Source organism: Mycobacterium sp. UM_Kg1, from assembly GCF_000972925.1.
Classification (GTDB): domain Bacteria; phylum Actinomycetota; class Actinomycetes; order Mycobacteriales; family Mycobacteriaceae; genus Mycobacterium; species Mycobacterium hiberniae.
On sequence record NZ_JRMK01000011.1, the window covers coordinates 29,509 to 47,961 of the forward strand.

Genomic DNA, 18,453 nt, shown 5'->3' on the forward strand with positions numbered 1-18,453 from the left:
AATGCTCGCAATGCGCATGTCGGCCAAGGCGGAGTACGCGGTGCGAGCGATGGTCCAACTGGCCACCGCCGAGCCCGGTGCCCTGGTCAAGACCGATGAGATCGCGGCGGCGCAAGGCATTCCGGCGCAGTTCCTGGTCGACATCTTGTCCGATCTGCGCACCGACCGGCTGGTGCGCAGCCAGCGCGGCCGCGACGGCGGCTACGAACTGGCCCGGGCGGCAACCCAGATCAGCGTCGCGGATGTGCTGCGCTGCATCGACGGCCCGCTGGCCAGCGTTCGCGACATCGGCGTAGGCGATCTGCCCTACTCCGGTCCGACCGCCGCCCTGACCGACGTGTGGCGGGCGTTGCGGGCCAGCATGCGCTCGGTGCTGGAGAAGACCAGCCTGGCCGACGTGGCGTCGGGCCAGTTGCCGGATCACGTGGTCGAGCTGGCCGCCGACTACCGCACCCAGGAGCGCCAGCGGGGGCATTCGGGGGGTTAGCCCCTAACCGCGGGTCTGGATGCGGCGGTTCAGCTTCGGCTCTCCTGCGTCGAGCCTTGCTAACCGCCGGAGCCGTACGGGCGGGTGAGGATCTCCATGTTGTGGCCGGCGGGGTCGCGGAAATACACACCGCGCCCGCCATCGCGGTGGTTGATCTGCCCGGCCTGCGTGCCGCCGGGATCGGCCCAGTGCTCCAGCCCCCGGTCGGAGATCTTGGCGTAGATCGCGTCGAAGTCGGACTCGGCGACCAAGAAGGCGTAGTGCTGCGGCCGAATCGGCTCACCGGCGGGCACGTCGGCGTAATCCAGGCTGGCCTGGTGATCGAGGGCGAGCACCTGGAAGTGGCCGAAGGGCTGCGGTGCGGGCAGGCCGAACAGCTCGGCCAGAAACGCTGCTGAGGCCTGCTTGTCCCGGGCGGCCACGATGGTGTGATTGAACGAGATTCCCATTCCTTCCAGTGTCGGCCGTGCACGGCGCGCATGCCACAATCGCGGTCATGCGCGTGGGAATGACCATGCCGGTGATGGAACCGGACCTGAATGTGACGCTGCTGCGCGACTGGGCCCGCGCGATCGACGACGGGCCGTTCTCGGCGTTGTGCTGGGGCGAACGGATCGCCTTCGCCAACCCGGACAGCCTGACGCTGGCGGGTGCGCTGGCGGCGTGGACCGAGCGGGTTCGTCTGGTGACCACGGTGATCGTCCCGCAACTGCACGACCCCGTCATGCTGGCCAAGGCGCTGGCCACCGCGGACGTGCTCTGCGACGGCCGGCTCACCGTCGGGCTGGGCGTGGGCGGCCGGGTCGAGGACTATCGCGCTGTCGGCGCCGACCCGGCTACGCAGACCATGCGCGCGATGGCCGACGCGGTGGCGATCATGCGACGGGTCTGGGCGGGGGAGAAGGTCACCGAGTCGGTGCTGCCGGTGGGGCCGAGCCCGGTGCAACCCGGTGGGCCGCCGCTGCTGGTCGGCACCATCGGTCCCAAAACGCTGCGCAGTGCCGCGTCGTGGGCCGAGGGCCTGGCCGGAATCACCATGGACCTCGATGTGGCCAAGCAGAACGAACTGTTCGACGTCGCGCGCGACGCCTGGCACCGGGCGGGCCGGGGCAAGCCGCAGCTGGCGACGTCGTTCTGGTTCGCGCTGGGTGATCGCGACGTTGCCCGCGACCAGGTCCGCCGGCACCTGTTGCGCTACATGAACTGGATTCCCGCCGAGTACGTCGAGGCGATGGCGCCCTCGACCGGCTGGGCGGGCAGCGAGGACGAGCTCGCCGAGGTGCTGCGCCGGTTTGCCGCGGTGGGAACCGATGAGGTCCACCTGATTCCCACCAGCTCGGATCTGGGCCAGCTGCGCAGCGTGGCCGACGTGGTCGCCGAGATCAGCCGGGCCGGCTGAGCGGGCTTTCCTGCCGGTTGCGACACCGTCACGGATACGTCTCTATCGTTCACCGCCAGCCACACCAGCCCCAGAAATCACTATGGTCGCAGGGGAGTGAGACCCGGCACCGGGTCCGGGGAAAGGTGGGACATGTCGGCGACGCGTCGAATCGTCTCGGCGGCATTGGTGCCCGCGGTGGTTCTTGGGTTGGTGGCCGCCACCGAATTCGCCCCACCAGCCAACGCCGCTACCTGCCACGCCCCCGAGGCCAACATCGACCCGCCGCCGGGATCGCCCACCACCGGTGCGGGTCAGATGCCGACCGGGCGCCGGCCCCGCGGCACCAACGATCAGGCGCCGCTGCCCAAGCTGGGCCCGCTGATCGCCGCTCTGATCAACCCGAACGGCACCATCAAGCAGCAGGCCGCGGTGGTGCCGCCGGTTCCCAACCCCGCCGGCCAGGTCGCCCCGAACGTCGCCCAGCCGGTGCAGCCCGTTCCGCACGTCGGCGCCGACCAGGGCATCTCCACCGCCGATCCCGGCGGGGCCATCGCCGGTGCGCAGACGTCCCTGGTGGAGTGGGTGACCGGGCCCAACAGCCCCAATAGGACACTGGAGCGCTTCGGCATCTCCGGAACCGACCTCGGCATTCCTTGGGACAACGGGGATCCCGTCAACAGGCAGATTCTCATGGCTTTCGGCGACACCTTCGGCTACTGCCGTATCGAGGGTAAGCAGTGGCGCAAGAACGTGCTGTTGCGCAGCCAGGACAACAACCTGTCCGACGGCATCACGGTGACCGCCGGAGCGGTGGGCAACAAGTATTCGGGTTCGCCGCTGCGGCAGGCGAATTTCTCCAAGCAGATTCTGCCCGCTGTGCAACTGGCGCCCCACCAGGAGGGCATGATCCCCACTGCCGCCATCGGGATTGCCGGCAACCAGTACATGAACTTCATGTCGATCAAGAAGTGGGGCCGCGACGGCGAGTGGTCCACCAATTACTCGGCGATCGCGGTCTCCAACGACAACGGCGAAACGTGGGGCGTCTATCCGGGCACCGTGCGGTCCACCTCGCCGGAGAACGTCCCCCGGGCGCGCTTCGTGCCCGGTAACGAGAAGTTTCAGATGGGCGCGTTCCTGCGCGGCAACGACGGCTATCTGTACTCCTATGGCACGCCTTCGGGCCGCGGCGGCTCGGCGTACCTGTCGCGGGTGCCCGAGCGCAGCATTCCCGACCTCACCACATACGAGTACTGGAACGGCGACAACGGGGCGTGGGTGCCCAACAACCCGGCTGCGGCCACACCGGTGATCCCCGGACCGGTGGGCGAGATGTCGGTGCAGTACAACACCTATCTGCGGCAGTACCTGGCGCTGTACGGCAACGGCGGCAACGACGTCGTGGCCCGCACCGCGCCGACGCCGCAGGGGCCGTGGAGCGCAGAGCAGACGCTGATCCCCACCGGCCAGATTCCCGGCGGAATCTACGCGCCCTACATGCACCCCTGGTCGACCGGCAAAGAGGTGTACTTCACCCTCTCGCTGTGGAACGCCTACGACGTGATGCTGATGCGCACGGTGCTGGGCTGAGGGCGGCCGCTCAACACCGCGACGCGACCACTTCGTCGGCCACCGCCAAGGCCAGCGCCATGATCGACACCTGAGGATTGACCTCGGGGCAGCTGGGCAGGATGGACGCATCGGCGACCCAGACGCCGTCCACTCCGCGCAGTCTCCCGCGCTCGTCGACGGGGCACACCTGGTCGTCGCTTCCGGCGGCGGCGGTGCCCGTCGGGTGGAATGCCGCCAGGTGCAGGCGCCGGGGATCGGCCCGGCGCAGAACGTCGCTCAGCTCCGCAAACGAGGACACCGTGGGCGCCGAGGACAGGCCGGTGATCACCTCGACCGCGCCGGCGGCAAACAGCAGGCGGCCCATGGCCTCGATCGCCACCACCAGTTTGGCCAGATCCCGATCAGTGATCCCGTAGCGCAGCACTGCCGGTCCGCGCGCTGTTCTGACGACTCGCCCCACGCCCTCATCGGCAACCATGGCGCCCACCGACCCGATGTGATGCGCCCGGTCGAGCCAGCTCAGCAGTTCCCCCCCATAGCCCGGGAACACCATTGAGCCCATCCCGGGCGGCGTGGCGGTGGCCTCGATCAGGATGCCGTGTGACCGGTGCAGCTCCTCGACCGCAGCGCTCTGCAGGACGCCGTTCCAGGCGTACACCTCTTCGTCGAAACGGCCGGCCAGCGGGACCGAGGGGTGCAGGGCCAGGTTGCGGCCCAGGCGCGGATGACCGCCGAGCCGGCTGCGCCACAGAAGTTTCGGCGTCTCGCCGGCGCCGCTGGCGATCACCACCGTCGATGCGAGCACCTCGAAGGTGGAACCGTCGGGTCGCAGCGCCCGGACCCCGCTGGCGCGGCCACGCGAATGCAACACGCGGGTCACCCGGGCCTGGGAAATGATGCGGGCTCCGGCGTCGCACGCCTGCGGCAGCGCGTTGAGGTGGACCCCGAACTTGGCGTTGCCGGGGCAACCCAACGCGCATTGGCAGCAGCCGCCGCAGCCGGGGGCGTTGCGGGTGAGCGGTGCAGCGCTCCAGCCGAGTTCGCGGGCACCCGCTAGGAGCAGAGAGCCGTTGCGGCCCATGATGTCGAGGGGAACCGGGCCGACCTGCAGGGTGGCTTCGACGTCATCGAGTGCGCCTGCCAGCACGTCCTGATCGGCAAGTGCCAGGCCGAAGTGATCTCGCCATCGTTGTTGCACGTCTGCCGGCGGGCGATAGCAGGTGCCCGAATTCACCACGGTGGAGCCGCCGACGGCGCGGCCGATGGGCAGCACCACCGGCGGTCGGCCCAGTGCTAGCGTGGTGCCCCCGGCGCGGTAGAGACCGGCATAGCGGTCCATCGGGTGGGTGGTGCGGAACTCGTCGGTGGTCCAGTGCCGGCCTTCCTCGAGCACCACCGTGTCCAGGCCGGCCCGCGCCAGGGTCCGCGCCACCATGGCGCCGCCGGCGCCGGAGCCGACCACCACGGCATCGGCCCGAATCACCGTGGCGGCTTCGGTCGAAGCGGTGACCGCCAGCGCTGCGTCGGGCCGCACGACCGGGGTCGACTGCGCGTGTGCAAGCAGCTCGCCCGCGTAGGTGTCGGCGCCATTGGCCAGCAGTGCCACCGCTTTGAGGCCGTCGACTGCCGCCTCGGTGGCTGCACCCAGTCCGGCGATGCGGCGCAGGACGGCCGCTCGCGCATCGGGCGGCAGGCGGCGCGCGGTTCGGCCGGTCCCGAGGTAGCCGGCTGCCGCCATCGACAGCAACCCGGCGTGTACCGCGAGCCGGGTGCCACTGGGCAGCTGTCGGACGTAACGCTCGATCCGGGAGACGAGCACCTCTGGTGGGGGGCCGCCGTGTTCCTGCGGCAACAGTGCGGCGCCGAATGATGCGGCGGCGCGGCCGGCGAGTGTCATGAGACCAACGTGAGTGGGCGGGGAGAACGACGCCGACCAAGGCGGCGGCCCGATTTGAGGAAGAACGGATATGTCGCGAAGAGGACCGCTGCCACAGCGTGCGCGCGCCACCCCAAGGACTCGGTGCGAAGCCGCAGAATCCCACTGTTCCACATGAAGTCGCGGCCGTTGCGCGAGCCGAAGGGCCGCCACATGATGCCCAGGCCGGGGACGTTGTTGTACAGCCCGAAGGATGCCCCGAAGAAGGTCCCCAGCACCGCGGCCTCTGCCAGATCACGCTCGGCGACGTCGACTTCACGTTCGATCAAGACGCCGGCGGCAACCAGCATCGGGGGATCAAGCAGAAAACTCATCCAAGCGACCTTTCGTTGACGGGTGGCGCCGCGTCGCCGCGGAAGCCGATCTCGGCATGTCCGGTGCCCGACACCGACCAGCTGCGTTCCACGACGCGCACCCCGCGCCGGCGCCGGCCGACCTCGATGTGGATATCGGCCTGCCCGGTGTTGGTGCACACCGCTTCGGCGCCGTCGGGATCCTGATAGCGCATGCTGACGCATCGATCGGCCGGTTGATCGACGCGTATTCGAATGTCACGCTTGCCGATTCGTCCCTCCAGCTGCCACTGGGGCAGGTCGAGGACGGTGCGCACCCGCACGGCCGGCAGGCCGCTGCCCGGCCAGTCCCGGCCATTGGCGCGCAACCGGATGAAGGCCGCCGGCCGCAGCGCGCGTAGGCCTGGCCGTCGCGATACCGCGGTGACGACCTCGAGGGCGTCCTGGCCGCCGAGGTCGGCGTGGATCCAGCCCCACCGCTCGGCGTTTCCGTGACCGTAGATGTGCGATACCGCACCGCGCCATCCATCGATCTTGTGCGCAGTCCCGTTGAGCGACAACGTTCCCCGGAACTCGGCGGTCGGGGCCAACACCACCTGCGCGCCGGGCAGCAGCTCGCGCTCCCAGACGAATCGGGGGAAGGTCCACAGCGGGGCTGCGGGGTCTGTCCAGAGCAGGTCCCATTCCATGGCGCCGGCGCGTCCGCCGAGAAAGCCCGGGCCGACCCGGCCACCGGCGCCGCGGTACCAGCTGCCGTCGTGCTCGTGGGGCGCCAGCGGCTCGGGGCCGAACCTCTGAGTCTGCGGTTCGCCCTGTGCCGGAAACCAGGTGATCCAGCCATGGCTGAACGGCGGGCCGCCGTCGGTCGGCGCGACAACCTCGTGGTGGATCCACAGGCCGGCGCGGCTCACCGGATCCGACAGGGTCGCGTACCACACCTCAAGGCGACCGGACTGTCCGCGCCAGCGGACCGCGGCCGCCGATGCCAAATCATTCGACGTCATCCTGCGCACTGTATTGGTTGAGCCAGCCAATCGGGCAACCGCAGCCTTGCCGAGCTGCTGGAGATCCGGGAGGCGCGGTGAGGGCTGAGCAGCTGGGAACCCCGCTATCCGGCGTCGATCACAGCACGCAACGCCGCACCGACTTCGGCGACCAGGCCCGGGGTGTAGCCGGCGACGTTGATGGTGACTCCGCCGACGCCGGCGTCGAGCACCTTGGTCTTGATCTGCTCGGCGATCGATTCCGGGCTGCCCGCCACCGCCCGCTGTGCGATCGGGGCCGGAATCTGATCGGCGGTCAGGTTCGCGCCGGCCAGTGCGGTGAGCAGCATGGTGGTTTCCAGCGTGGCCGGATCACGGCCCACTTCCTCGCAGCTGCGCCGCACCGCGTCCATCTTCTGCGGGAGCTCGTCGAACCCGGTGATGAGGTTGAGGTGGTCGAAGTGACGGGCCGCCATCGGGATCGTCTTCTTCTCGCCGCTGCCGCCGATCAACAGCGGAATGTGGTCGCGGTAGCGCGGCTCGGCCACGGCCTCGCGGGTCCGGTACCACGTGCCCTCGAAGGTCGGCCGCTCACCTTTGATCATCGGCAAGATGATCTGCAGCGCCTCGTCGAGCCGGTTGAACCGGTCGGTGAAGGTACCGAATTCGAAGCCCAGCTGATCGTGTTCGAGCTCGAACCAGCCGGTGCCGATACCCAGGACGGCGCGGCCGCCGCTGACCACGTCCAGGGTGGTGATGATCTTGGCCAGCAGCGCCGGGTTGCGATAGGTGTTGCCGGTGACCAGCGTGCCCAGCTGCACCGTCTCGGTCGCCGTCGCCAGCGCACCCAGGGCGGTGTAGGCCTCGAGCATCGGCTGATCGGGGGCGCCCAGCATGGGCAGTTGGTAGAAGTGGTCCATCAGGAACACGGCGTCGAAGCCGCTGGCCTCGGCCTCGCGGGCTTGGGCGATCACGGTGGGGAAGAGCTGGGAAACGTCGGTGCCGTAGGAGAAGTTGGGGATCTGGAAGCCAAGGCGAATCGTCACGGGGTCGACATTAGGGGCAGCGGGGGAGTCGGCTGGGGTGATTCCGGCTATGCGCGAAGCGAAATTCTGCCGTCGCCGCAGGCTGCGCCGACAAGTAGGGCAAAGAAGGTGGAGCTCATGATGCCGTCGACCATGCGGTTGTGGCGGTGCGCGGCCGGCTGTGAGAACCCGGATGGATCAGCTGTCGCGGTGGGCGAAACGGCTAAAGCCTTCGAACGGACCTGCGCTGGCCTTTTCAGCGGTTACGCTTCGCCGAAACCGCACAAATAGCGGCAAGGCCGACTCCTTGGAGGTATGCCTCGTGGGGCTCACCATCGGAATCATCGTCGTCGTTGTCATACTTCTGCTCGCGGTGTTGGTGATCGCGGGCTACAACGGGCTGGTTCGGGCGCGTAACGCGTATAAGAACGCCTTCGCCCAGATCGACGTTCAGTTGCGGCGTCGCTTCGACCTCATTCCCAACCTGATCGAAACCGCCAAGGCGTACCTGGCGCACGAGCGCCAGACCCTGGAGGCCGTCGTCAATGCGCGTGGCGCCGCGATGAACGGCCTTGCCGCTGCCCAGGCCAACCCCGGTGACCCGGCGGCGATGCAGCAGTTGGCGGAGGGTCAGCAGGCGCTCAACGGCGCGCTGAGCCGGCTCAACGTGGTGGTCGAGCAGTACCCCGACCTCAAGGCGAACCAGACCATGATGCAACTGTCGGAGGAACTGACCTCCACGGAGAACAAGGTCGCGTTCGCCCGCCAGGCCTACAACGACGCGGTGATGAACTACAACAACCGGCGTGAGACGTTCCCCGGCAACGTCTATGCCGGCATATTCAACTTTGCTCCGGCAGCCCTGCTCGAGATCCCGCCGGAACGCCCGGAGATGCGGGACGCGCCGAAGGTTCAGTTCTGACCGACCGGCGGCCATGAACTTCTTCGAGCACCAGCGGGCCGCCAAGGGAACCACGTTGAAGTTGGTGCTTCTCTTCGGGGCTTCGGTGCTGGCGTTGGTCGCGGCGATCAATGCCGCCGCGGTGATCGCACTGGTCTATCTGACTCAGGATTACGGCGGGATCGACGCGTCATCGATTCTTGCGGTCGTCATCATCGTCACCGCAATCACGCTTCTGGTCATCGCAGGTGGAACGCTGTTCAAGACAATTTCGCTGCGTCAGGGGGGTACTGCTGTCGCCGCGGCCGTCGGCGCGGTACCCGTGGACACGACGACGACCGACCCGCAGTTGCGTAGGTACGTCAACATCGTCGAGGAGATGTCGCTGGCCTCCGGCGTGCCTGCGCCACGATTATTCGTCATGCCGGGTGAACCCGGAATCAATGCTTTCGCCGCAGGTTTCACGCCTGCCGATGCCGCCATCGCGGTGACAGGTGGTGCTCTGGCGCAACTCAACCGTGATGAGTTACAGGGTGTCATCGCTCATGAGTTCAGCCACATCCTCAACGGCGATATGCGGCTGAACATTCGACTCATCGGACTACTCAGCGGCATCCTGCTGATCGGAATGATCGGCTTGCGCATGCTGCAGTTCGGCGGCCGCGGCAGCGACAGCAAGCGCGCGCTGCCCCTCGTTGCGTTCGCCTTCGCGATCATGGTGCTCGGCTACGTCGGCGTGTTCTTCGCCAACGTGATCAAGGCTGCGGTATCACGGCAACGGGAGTGGCTGGCCGACGCGTCGGCGGTGCAGTTCACTCGCCAGACCGACGGCCTCGAAGGCGCACTGAAGAAGATCGGCGGCATACCGACCGGTTCGCGGCTGCGTAACTCCCGCAATGCGGCCGAGGTCAGCCACATGCTGTTCGGAGAGGGCGCGCGACGGTCGTTCGCGTCGTTGTTCGCGACGCATCCGCCACTCACCGACCGGATCAAGGCGCTCAACCCAGCCTTCGACCCCGGCGAGATCGCCGAACTACAGCAGCGCTACGCCAAGCAGGCGCCCGACGGCCTGGCCGAGGACGTCGCCGCGGGTTTCGCCCCCGTCGGAGCCGCACTCGGCCGTCAGACCCCCGCGCCAGAGCAACTTCCCAACGCCGGCTGGCGCACCAGCCCCGAGCACGTCGCTGCTCGCGCAGGCACGTTCACTCCGGACGACCTGAAGTACGGCGCGGCCCTGCATGCGCGGATTCCTGACGATGTCCGGACGCTGGCCAGCCAGCCCACCACGGCCCCCGCGGCCGTCATCGCGTTGCTTCTCGCGCCGTCGAGCGGGGGTCTGCACGCCCGCGAGCTGGCCTCGGTGACCGAACAGCTGGGGCCGACACAGGCGCGGGAAGCCGCCGCGCTCGCCGACCGGATGCGGGCGCTGCCGCACGAACTTCGGCTCCCAGTCGTCGCGCTGGCTTTGCCGCAGATCGCCACCCACTCTCGTGCCGAACAGGACGCACTCATCACGGTGCTGAACACGCTCGCCGTCGCCGACGAGAAGGTGACGATGTTCGAGTACTGCCTGACCCGCCTGGTCTGGAACTACGTGCTCGATACCAACGATCCGGCTCGCCGGAGCAAGGTGGGCAGCGGTTCGCTCACCGGTGTGCGTCCGGTGGTGACGACCCTGCTGGCGACTCTCGCGGTCGCGGGGGGCGCAGATCAAAATATGGCGGCACAGTCGTTGGACATTGCGCTGCACCGACTTTACGGCGACAACGCAAGGCCCGAGAACCCGCGCAGGCTGAGCTGGCAGCAGACCCTCGACGAAGGCTGGGCCGCCCTGGATGCCTTGGATCCGAGGGCGAAGCAAGCACTCGTCGAAGCGATGGTGGAAGCGGTGCTGCACGACGGTACCGTGACGGCGTCGGAAGCCGACTTACTTCGTGCAGCATGCGGTTTGATGCACGTGCCCCTGCCTGCGCTGTTGGGCTGACTGACGTCGGTCGAGCCTGCCGAGCAGTCCCGGGTCGGTGATGTACGACAACACAACGTGCTCGGCAGAGCGGCCAATGCGGCGGTATCAGCTGTCCAGCTCCCTGTGCCGGGGGTGTACTCGATATTCCATCGAATGTTTGCGTCGGATGGGGTGGCGTCGGCCGGCGTAGTAGGCGGCCACGTACAGGAAGTAAAAAACACCGGCGGTGATGACTGTGTTGACGACAAACTGGACGTATTGTCCGCGCGCAATCGGATAGCCCCAGCTGGCGTCGCCGTGTCCGGTCACGACGGCGAGCATTGCGGCGAAGGCACCACTCATGACTCCCGCCCAGATCTCGCCTTTTTCTGTGGCGGCGAAATACACATTTCCGGAGCCGATCGCACTGAGTACGACGAGAGCCCACCACATGGTTGTGGCGGTGAGTAGTCCGCTGTAGGAGTCGGGGTGTGGATCGATCTCCTGCTGTGCGGGATCGGTTGTTGGAGGTTCATCTTCGGGATCGGGGTCTTCGATCGTCAAGGAGTAGATCTTTCCGCCGATCTTGATGTAGGGAGTCGATACATACGCTGCGACGGCCATTCCCGACGCAAAAAATATTCCCATCCCGGCTGCGTTTTTCCAGGTGGGATATGTCGCCAGGACGCCAAAAACGCCCGCAATACAAGCAGAACTCCAATAGATCCGCCGCTGCGCGTGAATGCTGATGTTAAGAAACGAAAGGGCAAATCCCGTAAAGAAGCACAAGATTACTACGAAGAAGGCCAGATTGCTCACCATTAGTCGCCCATCGCTTTCTCCACCGCTAATTCCCCGCCAAAACTGCCTGCAATAGCACCGGCAAGTCCGACAATCACGGTGCCTTCCGGCCCCACCCACGAACCCCAAGCTGCCCCTGCTGCGAATCCTCCTAACCAGCCGCCAAGACTGCGACCTCCGAGTTTTGCGGACTCTCGGGCGGTGGGAGCTCCACCCAAGATGTCGTCGCCCGTCACCAAGACGTCCAAAAGAACGGCCGAACGAGACAGCCTCTTGCCCAGCGTTTTCAGGGCGTCGACGTCTGCTGCAGACCATGTCGGGGCGTTGCCCCAATGCTTGCCCTGGGGTAGGGCGTTCGCCTGTGAACTCAGTCCGCTGCCCAAACCGCCTACCCCGGTGGATATGTCAGAGCCCGCTTCGTGGATCAGCTGTCGGGGCGACTTGCCGCTTCGCACCTCCTCGAGTGCTTGGCTGATACCTGCCGGGGATACCCCCGCCGATTTCAGCTGGTCGGCGAAGCCTCCCAGGACCAATGCCCGGGCCTGCAACTCACAGCGATCGAGCATCTGGGTTGCTTGATCGGGTGTCAGCGGTGGCCGGTCTGAATAGGCCCGCCCGGATTCAAGGAAACGCTGAAACTGCAGTCTGGCTTGGGCGCGGGTGCGCGCGTCGCCTCCGAGCACCGGATCGGTTGGCAGGGGGCCGATGAACTGGGAATTCCGCAAGTCATCCAGACGTTGCTGGGCCAGTCGGCGCGCTGCCGGGTCTGGGGTCGGATCGTCGGCAATCGTCTGATCGCGTTGCCGCGCCGCATCTGATGGGTCTGGTGTGAGTGGAGCCGGTGTCTGCGGTTTCGTGCCGGCACCGGTTGCGTTGTGGGTGCCGTCTTCGCCGAAGGCGAAGTAGTGCAGACCTGTGGTTGCGGTGGTCAGGTCGCGGGCGATCTGGTTTTCGTTGGTGACCAGGTTGGCGACGCGGGACTTGATGAAACTTCCATGATCGGCCGCGGCCTGCTCGCGTTGAGCCTGTTCGGCGGTGGAGCTGTAGTAGGGCCACGTATCGGTGACGGAGTAGTCGTCGCCGACGCGGAATTCGTCGCGTTCGGCGGCGGCGACGGCGTAGAGCACCTCGGCTTTGTTGTGGTGTTGGGTCTGCGCGCCGCGGGCGGCGGTAGTGGCGGCGTTGCGCAGCGCGTCGGCTGGTCCGTGGACTTTGACCAGATCTGCGGCGGATCGGCGCTGAAAGCCTTCGGCGCCGGCGCCGGTCCACGGTGTGCCGCCGGGCCTGGCCGCAGCGTCGCGGACTTCGGTGAACGCGGCTTCCCAGGAGTCGGCGAGGTTGGTCCAGGCGGTGGTGTTGGCGATCAGGTGATCCCAGGTGGCGTCTTCGACTTCGGTCAGTGTCGGTAGCCCGGACATAGCGGCCTACCTGCCGGTTGCGAGCGCGCCGGCGCCGGCGTCGACGCCGGAGTGCGGGGCCAGGGGTGGGGGGCCGCCTGCTGGCTGGGTGACCGCGGTCAGGGCGGCTGCGGCGTTGTTGTCCATCGCCTCGTATTCGTTGGCGGTGGTGGTGAGTTTTGTCGCGTTGGCCCTCAGCCGGGCGCGCATCGCTGCTGCGGCTGTGCCGGCGCCAGTGTTGGTGGTGGTGCATGCTGCACTGCTGGTCTGCCATGCGGACGCTGGAAGTGTTGGTAACTGCGGTGCGACCTGGCCGGCCAGCATCGCGCAGCGTTGCGCCAGTTGGCGCAGGTCGGCTGGGACGACCCGCAGGACGGGGCTGGTCACCCGCCAAGCGTATAAGTGAATCCGAATTTGCGGAATTCAGTCGCCGAGCGCGCTGGGCCAATGAGGTGGCATTTTGGGTGGTGCCCCCGGCAGGATTCGAACCTGCGGCCTTCTGCTCCGGAGGCAGACGCTCTATCCCCTGAGCTACGGGGGCGCTCGCGTGATGCGGCGCCATGTGGGCTTTGACAGAGTAGCGCATGAATGCCCCGACCCGAGAACCGGACGGATTCGGGGCCTGACCACGACAGACCATAGGATGGGGCCTCGTGACCCCCGCCGATCTGGCCGAATTGCTCAAAACCACCGCCGCAGCGGTGCTGGCCGAGCACGACCTGGACACCGCCGCGCTGCCCGCGACGGTGACGGTCGAGCGGCCGCGCAACCCCGAACACGGTGACTACGCCACCAACCTGGCCCTTCAGCTGGGCAAGAAGGTGGGCGCCAACCCGCGTGAGCTGGCCGGTTGGCTGGCGCAGGCGCTGGAGCAGGCCGACGGGATCGCCGCGGCCGAGGTCGCCGGCCCGGGGTTTGTGAACCTGCGCATCGAGGCCTCGGCGCAGGGCGCCGTGGTGGCCAACATCGTCGCCGCGGGCGCCGACTACGGCCATTCCCGCGAGTTCGCCGACCTCAACGTCAACCTCGAGTTCGTCTCGGCCAACCCCACCGGCCCCATCCACATCGGCGGCACCCGCTGGGCCGCGGTCGGCGACGCGCTGGGCCGGCTGCTGAGCACGCAGGGCGCCGCGGTGACCCGCGAGTACTACTTCAACGATCACGGCGCCCAGATCGACCGGTTCGCCAACTCGCTGATCGCCGCCGCCAAGGGCGAGCCCGCCCCCGAGGACGGCTACGCCGGCGCCTACATCAACGACATCGCCGCCGCCGTGCTGGCCCAGGCCCCGGACGCGCTGAACAGCCCGGACGCCCAGGAGACCTTCCGCGCGATCGGCGTCGACCTGATGTTCACCCACATCAAGGCCTCGCTGCACGAGTTCGGCACCGACTTCGACGTGTTCACCCACGAAGACTCGATGCACACCTCCGGGCGGGTCGAGCAGGCCATCGCGCGGCTGCGCGCCAACGGCAACATCTACGAAAAGGACGGTGCCACCTGGTTGCGCACCAGTTCCTACGGCGACGACAAAGACCGCGTCGTGATCAAGAGCGACGGCAAGCCCGCCTACATCGCCGGCGACTTGGCCTACTACCTGGACAAGCGCGAACGCGGCTTCAACCTGTGCATCTACATGCTCGGCGCCGACCACCACGGCTACATCGCCCGGCTCAAGGCAGCTGCGGCGGCTTTCGGCGACGACCCGGCAACGGTCGAGGTGCTCATCGGACAGATGGTCAACCTGGTGCGCGACGGACAGCCGGTCAAGATGAGCAAGCGCGCCGGCACGGTGATCACTCTCGATGACCTGGTCGAGGCCATCGGCGTGGACGCCGCGCGCTACAGCCTGACCCGCTCCTCGGTGGACACGCCCATCGACATCGACTTGGCGCTGTGGTCCTCGGCGAGCAACGAAAACCCGGTCTACTACGTGCAATACGCGCACGCCCGACTCTGCGCGCTGGCCCGCAACGCCGCCGAACTGGGCCTGGTCGCGAGCACCGCCAACCTCGGACTGCTGAGCCACGACAAGGAAGGCGCGCTGATCCGCAACCTGGGCGAGTTCCCCCGGGTGCTGGAAACCGCTGCCGCGCTGCGCGAGCCGCACCGGGTGTGCCGGTACCTCGAGGACCTCGCCGGCGACTACCACCGGTTCTATGACAGCTGCCGGGTGCTGCCGCAGGGCGACGAAGAACCCACGGATCTGCACGCCGCGCGCCTGGCGCTGTGTCAGGCCACCCGCCAGGTGATCGCCAACGGGCTGGGCATCCTGGGCGTCAGCGCACCGGAGCGGATGTGAACGTCCACCCCGCCGGCCCCCGCCACGCCGAAGCGCTCCAGCCCGACGGCCTGCCGCCGCGGCCGCAGAACCCGCAGCAACTGCTGGAGCTGGCGCCGAACGTCTGGCCCCGCAACACCGTTCGCGGCGACGACGGCGTGACGCGGATCGCCGGCGTGAAACTGACCGACTTGGCCGCCGAGTACGGCACCCCGCTGTTCGTTATCGACGAGGACGACTTCCGGGGCCGCTGCCGCGAGATCGCCGACGCGTTCGGCGGCGGCGAGCACGTGCACTACGCCGCCAAAGCCTTTCTGTGCAGCGAGATCGCGCGCTGGATCGACCAGGAGGGCCTGTGCCTGGACGTCGCGACCGGCGGCGAGCTGGCGGTGGCTCTGCGCGCCGGTTTCCCCGCGCAGCGAATCACCCTGCACGGCAACAACAAATCTGTTGAGGAACTGACCACCGCGGTCAACGCCGGCGTCGGCCACATCGTGCTCGACTCGTTGATCGAGATCGACCGCCTCGACGCCGTCGCCGCGGCGGCCGGTGTGGTGCAGGACGTGCTGGTGCGAGTCACCGTCGGCGTGGAGGCCCACACCCACGAGTTCATCTCGACCGCGCACGAAGACCAGAAGTTCGGGCTCTCGCTGGCCAGCGGCGCGGCGATGGAGGCCATCCGGCGGGTGTTCGCCGCCGAGCATCTGCGACTGATCGGCGTGCACAGCCACATCGGCTCGCAGATCTTCGACGTCGCCGGTTTCGAGCTGGCCGCCCACCGGGTCATCGGGCTGCTGCGCGATGTGGTCGCCGAATTCGGCTTCGACAAGACCGCGCAGCTGTCGGTGATCGACCTGGGCGGGGGACTGGGCATCTCCTACCTGCCGCAGGACGACCCGCCGCCGATGGCCGAGCTGGCCGCCAAGCTGGCCGCGATCGTGCGCGACGAGTCCGCGGCGGTCGGCCTGCCCGCCCCCCAGCTGGTCGTCGAACCCGGCCGGGCCATCGCTGGGCCGGGCACCGTGACGCTCTATGAGGTCGGCACCGTCAAAGACGTCGACATCAGCGCCACCGCGCACCGCCGCTACGTCAGCGTCGACGGCGGTATGAGCGACAACATCCGCCCGGCGCTTTATGACGCGCATTACGACGTGCGCCTGGTGTCGCGGACCATCGACGGTGCCGACGCCGAGCCCGAGGTGGCACGCATCGTCGGCAAGCACTGTGAAAGCGGCGATATCATCGTTCGCGACACCTGGGTGCCCCGCGGCCTGGTGCCCGGCGACCTGGTCGCCGTGGCCGCAACGGGCGCCTACTGTTACTCGATGTCGAGCCGGTACAACCTGCTCACCCGCCCGGCGGTGGTGGCGGTACGCGACGGAAAAGCTCGCCTTATGCTGCGCCGGGAGACCGTCGAAGACCTAATCAGCCTGGAGGTGGGGTAGAAGTGGCCGGTTCGCAGGTATCCGGGGCCCCCATCGGGGTGGCCGTACTCGGTCTGGGCAACGTCGGCAGCGAGGTGGTCCGCATCCTCGAAGCCAGCGCCGACGACCTGGCGGCCCGCATCGGGGCGCCGTTGGTGCTGCGCGGTGTCGGGGTGCGTCGTGTTTCGGCTGACCGCGGTGTCCCGGTGGAGTTGCTCACCGACGACATCGACAGCCTGGTCTCGCGCAGCGACGTCGACATCGTCGTGGAGCTGATGGGTCCGGTCGAGCCCGCCCGCAAGGCGATCCTGTCGGCGATCGCGCACGGCAAGTCCGTCGTCACCGCCAACAAGGCCCTGCTGTCGCGCTCCACCGGCGAGCTGGCCGAGGCCGCCGAGAACGCTTTGGTGGATCTGTACTTCGAAGCCAGCGTCGCCGGCGCGATCCCGGTCATCCGCCCACTGACCCAGTCACTGGCCGGGGACACCGTGCTGCGGGTGGCCGGCATCGTCAACGGCACCACCAACTACATCCTGTCCGAGATGGACTCCACCGGCGCCGACTACACCAGCGCGCTGGCCGACGCGAGCGCGCTCGGCTACGCCGAGGCCGACCCGACCGCCGACGTTGAGGGCTACGACGCCGCTGCCAAGGCCGCGATCCTGGCGTCGATCGCTTTCCACACCCGCGTCACCGCCGACGACGTCTACCGCGAGGGCATCACCAGCATCAGCCCGGCGGACTTCACCAGCGCACGGGCCCTGGGCTGCACCATCAAGCTGCTGGCGATCTGCGAGCGCCTCACCACCCCCGATGGCCAGCAGCGGGTTTCGGCCCGCGTGTACCCGGCGCTGGTTCCCCTGACCCACCCACTGGCCAGCGTCAACGGCGCCTTCAACGCGGTGGTGGTCGAGGCCGAGGCGGCCGGTCGGCTGATGTTCTACGGCCAGGGCGCCGGGGGTGCGCCGACGGCGTCGGCGGTCACCGGAGACCTGGTGATGGCGGCGCGTAACCGGGTGCAGGGCGGTCGCGGCCCCCGCGAGTCCAAGTACGCCCAGCTGGCCATCGCGCCGATCGGCGACGTCGCCACCCGCTACTACGTGAGCATGGACGTGGCCGACAAACCGGGCGTGCTGTCCACGGTGGCCGCCGAGTTCGCCGCGCACGGTGTGAGCATCGCCGAGGTGCGCCAGGAAGGCGTCGCCGACGGTGAAGGCCAGCTGGTGGGTGCTCGTATCGTGGTGGTCACCCACCGAGCCGCCGAGTCGGCTTTGTCGAAAACTGTTGCGGCGCTTGCGGGCCTGGACGCAGTCCAGCGGATCGCCAGTGTGCTGAGACTGGAAGGAACAGACCAGTGAGCTCCACCCGGACACCTATCCATCGCCCTTGGCCCGGGCTGATCGGCGCCTACCGCGATCGGCTCCCCATCGGCGACGACTGGACGCCGATCACCCTGCACGAGGGCGGCACCCCGCTGATCCACGCCAAGCGGATCTCCGAGCAGACCGGCTGCACCGTGCACCTCAAGGTCGAAGGCCTCAACCCGACCGGTTCGTTCAAGGACCGGGGGATGACGATGGCGGTCACCGACGCGGTGGCCCGCGGCCAGAAGGCGGTGCTGTGCGCATCGACCGGAAACACGTCGGCATCGGCGGCGGCCTACGCGGCGCGCGCCGGCATCACCTGCGCGGTGCTGATCCCGCAGGGCAAGATCGCCATGGGCAAGCTGGCGCAGGCAGTCATGCACGGCGCCAAGATCATTCAGATCGACGGCAACTTCGACGACTGCCTGGAACTGGCCCGCAAGATGGCCACCGACTTTCCCACCATCTCGCTGGTGAACTCGGTGAACCCGGTGCGTATCGAGGGCCAGAAGACCGCGGCTTTCGAGATCGTCGATGCCTTGGGCACCGCACCCGACATCCATTCGCTGCCGGTCGGCAACGCCGGCAACATCACCGCGTACTGGAAGGGCTACCGCGAATACCACGCCGACGGCCTGACGGAGAAGCTGCCGAAGATGCTGGGC

Annotated in this window: 17 protein-coding genes and 1 tRNA gene; 9 read left to right on the forward strand and 9 right to left on the reverse strand. The window is 67.9% G+C overall.

The window, feature by feature from the left end; genetic code table 11:
- The first annotated feature begins 10 nt into the window (after positions 1-10).
- Positions 11-487, forward strand: a complete 477-nt coding sequence (locus LI92_RS03295) for an Rrf2 family transcriptional regulator (RefSeq protein ID WP_046315866.1) — start codon at positions 11-13, stop codon at positions 485-487.
- A gap of 59 nt (positions 488-546) precedes the next feature.
- Here LI92_RS03295 and LI92_RS03300 read toward each other — a convergent pair whose 3' ends face one another.
- On the reverse strand, positions 547-936 hold the full coding sequence (locus LI92_RS03300; RefSeq protein WP_046315868.1) for a VOC family protein: 390 nt from the start codon (positions 934-936) through the stop codon (positions 547-549).
- A gap of 59 nt (positions 937-995) precedes the next feature.
- Between LI92_RS03300 and LI92_RS03305 the strand changes: the two genes are divergently transcribed.
- The gene (locus LI92_RS03305; RefSeq protein WP_046315910.1) at positions 996-1,886 is read left to right on the forward strand and encodes an LLM class flavin-dependent oxidoreductase; all 891 of its coding nucleotides are present in this window, start codon (positions 996-998) and stop codon (positions 1,884-1,886) included.
- A 132-nt stretch (positions 1,887-2,018) separates the two neighbouring features.
- Complete coding sequence (locus LI92_RS03310; RefSeq protein WP_046315870.1) at positions 2,019-3,458, forward strand: glycoside hydrolase family 183 protein; 1,440 nt, start codon at positions 2,019-2,021, stop codon at positions 3,456-3,458.
- Positions 3,459-3,468: 10 nt separating this feature from the next.
- Here the strand turns inward: LI92_RS03310 and LI92_RS03315 are convergent, their stop codons facing one another.
- The 4 genes from LI92_RS03315 to LI92_RS03330 all read right to left on the reverse strand — a co-directional run bounded on the left by LI92_RS03315 (position 3,469) and on the right by LI92_RS03330 (position 7,698).
- On the reverse strand, positions 3,469-5,337 hold the full coding sequence (locus LI92_RS03315) for a GMC family oxidoreductase (protein WP_046315872.1): 1,869 nt from the start codon (positions 5,335-5,337) through the stop codon (positions 3,469-3,471).
- Positions 5,334-5,690 (reverse strand): hypothetical protein, encoded by a 357-nt coding sequence (locus LI92_RS03320; RefSeq protein ID WP_046315874.1) that lies wholly within the window; start codon positions 5,688-5,690, stop codon positions 5,334-5,336. The genes LI92_RS03315 and LI92_RS03320 overlap by 4 nt, the downstream gene beginning before the upstream one ends.
- Positions 5,687-6,673, reverse strand: coding sequence for a tocopherol cyclase family protein (locus LI92_RS03325; protein ID WP_046315876.1), 987 nt, complete (start codon positions 6,671-6,673; stop codon positions 5,687-5,689). Before LI92_RS03325 ends, LI92_RS03320 begins: the two co-directional genes overlap by 4 nt.
- Before the next feature lie 104 nt (positions 6,674-6,777).
- Positions 6,778-7,698 (reverse strand): LLM class F420-dependent oxidoreductase, encoded by a 921-nt coding sequence (locus LI92_RS03330; RefSeq protein WP_046315881.1) that lies wholly within the window; start codon positions 7,696-7,698, stop codon positions 6,778-6,780.
- A gap of 301 nt (positions 7,699-7,999) precedes the next feature.
- Between LI92_RS03330 and LI92_RS03335 the strand changes: the two genes are divergently transcribed.
- Both LI92_RS03335 and LI92_RS03340 read left to right on the forward strand, forming a co-directional pair.
- Positions 8,000-8,599, forward strand: coding sequence for a LemA family protein (locus LI92_RS03335; RefSeq protein WP_046315884.1), 600 nt, complete (start codon positions 8,000-8,002; stop codon positions 8,597-8,599).
- Positions 8,600-8,612: 13 nt separating this feature from the next.
- A complete protein-coding gene (locus LI92_RS03340; RefSeq protein ID WP_046315886.1) occupies positions 8,613-10,562 on the forward strand; it encodes a M48 family metallopeptidase in 1,950 nt (649 codons plus the stop codon).
- Positions 10,563-10,649: 87 nt separating this feature from the next.
- Here the strand turns inward: LI92_RS03340 and LI92_RS03345 are convergent, their stop codons facing one another.
- From LI92_RS03345 to LI92_RS03360, 4 genes are all read right to left on the reverse strand, one after another.
- On the reverse strand, positions 10,650-11,345 hold the full coding sequence (locus tag LI92_RS03345; RefSeq protein WP_192829969.1) for a hypothetical protein: 696 nt from the start codon (positions 11,343-11,345) through the stop codon (positions 10,650-10,652).
- Positions 11,345-12,742, reverse strand: coding sequence for a hypothetical protein (locus tag LI92_RS21795; RefSeq protein ID WP_052740687.1), 1,398 nt, complete (start codon positions 12,740-12,742; stop codon positions 11,345-11,347). Before LI92_RS21795 ends, LI92_RS03345 begins: the two co-directional genes overlap by 1 nt.
- A 6-nt stretch (positions 12,743-12,748) precedes the next feature.
- Entirely contained in the window at positions 12,749-13,108 is a 360-nt protein-coding gene (locus LI92_RS03355; RefSeq protein ID WP_052740688.1) for a hypothetical protein, read from the reverse strand.
- A gap of 78 nt (positions 13,109-13,186) precedes the next feature.
- A tRNA-Arg gene (locus tag LI92_RS03360) sits at positions 13,187-13,262 on the reverse strand.
- 112 nt (positions 13,263-13,374) lie between these two features.
- On the opposite strand from LI92_RS03360, the gene argS reads away from it, so the two are divergent.
- From argS to thrC, 4 genes are all read left to right on the forward strand, one after another.
- The gene (argS, locus tag LI92_RS03365; protein ID WP_046315891.1) at positions 13,375-15,021 is read left to right on the forward strand and encodes an arginine--tRNA ligase; all 1,647 of its coding nucleotides are present in this window, start codon (positions 13,375-13,377) and stop codon (positions 15,019-15,021) included.
- Positions 15,022-15,071: 50 nt separating this feature from the next.
- Entirely contained in the window at positions 15,072-16,445 is a 1,374-nt protein-coding gene (lysA, locus tag LI92_RS03370; protein WP_286134824.1) for a diaminopimelate decarboxylase, read from the forward strand.
- A gap of 2 nt (positions 16,446-16,447) precedes the next feature.
- Complete coding sequence (locus tag LI92_RS03375) at positions 16,448-17,782, forward strand: homoserine dehydrogenase (RefSeq protein WP_046315894.1); 1,335 nt, start codon at positions 16,448-16,450, stop codon at positions 17,780-17,782.
- The coding region (gene thrC / locus LI92_RS03380) for a threonine synthase (protein WP_046315896.1) at positions 17,779-18,453 on the forward strand (675 nt) is incomplete at its 3' end. The genes LI92_RS03375 and thrC, both read left to right, overlap by 4 nt.

Coding starts and splice junctions, on each gene's coding strand:
- LI92_RS03325 (WP_046315876.1), bottom strand. CDS start 6,673: ATGACGTCGAATGATTTGGCATCGGCGGCCGCGGTCCGCTGGCGCGGA.
- LI92_RS03345 (WP_192829969.1), bottom strand. CDS start 11,345: ATGGTGAGCAATCTGGCCTTCTTCGTAGTAATCTTGTGCTTCTTTACG.
- LI92_RS03320 (WP_046315874.1), bottom strand. CDS start 5,690: ATGAGTTTTCTGCTTGATCCCCCGATGCTGGTTGCCGCCGGCGTCTTG.
- LI92_RS03310 (WP_046315870.1), top strand. CDS start 2,019: ATGTCGGCGACGCGTCGAATCGTCTCGGCGGCATTGGTGCCCGCGGTG.
- LI92_RS03340 (WP_046315886.1), top strand. CDS start 8,613: ATGAACTTCTTCGAGCACCAGCGGGCCGCCAAGGGAACCACGTTGAAG.
- LI92_RS03295 (WP_046315866.1), top strand. CDS start 11: ATGCGCATGTCGGCCAAGGCGGAGTACGCGGTGCGAGCGATGGTCCAA.
- LI92_RS21795 (WP_052740687.1), bottom strand. CDS start 12,742: ATGTCCGGGCTACCGACACTGACCGAAGTCGAAGACGCCACCTGGGAT.
- LI92_RS03300 (WP_046315868.1), bottom strand. CDS start 936: ATGGGAATCTCGTTCAATCACACCATCGTGGCCGCCCGGGACAAGCAG.
- LI92_RS03315 (WP_046315872.1), bottom strand. CDS start 5,337: ATGACACTCGCCGGCCGCGCCGCCGCATCATTCGGCGCCGCACTGTTG.
- LI92_RS03305 (WP_046315910.1), top strand. CDS start 996: ATGACCATGCCGGTGATGGAACCGGACCTGAATGTGACGCTGCTGCGC.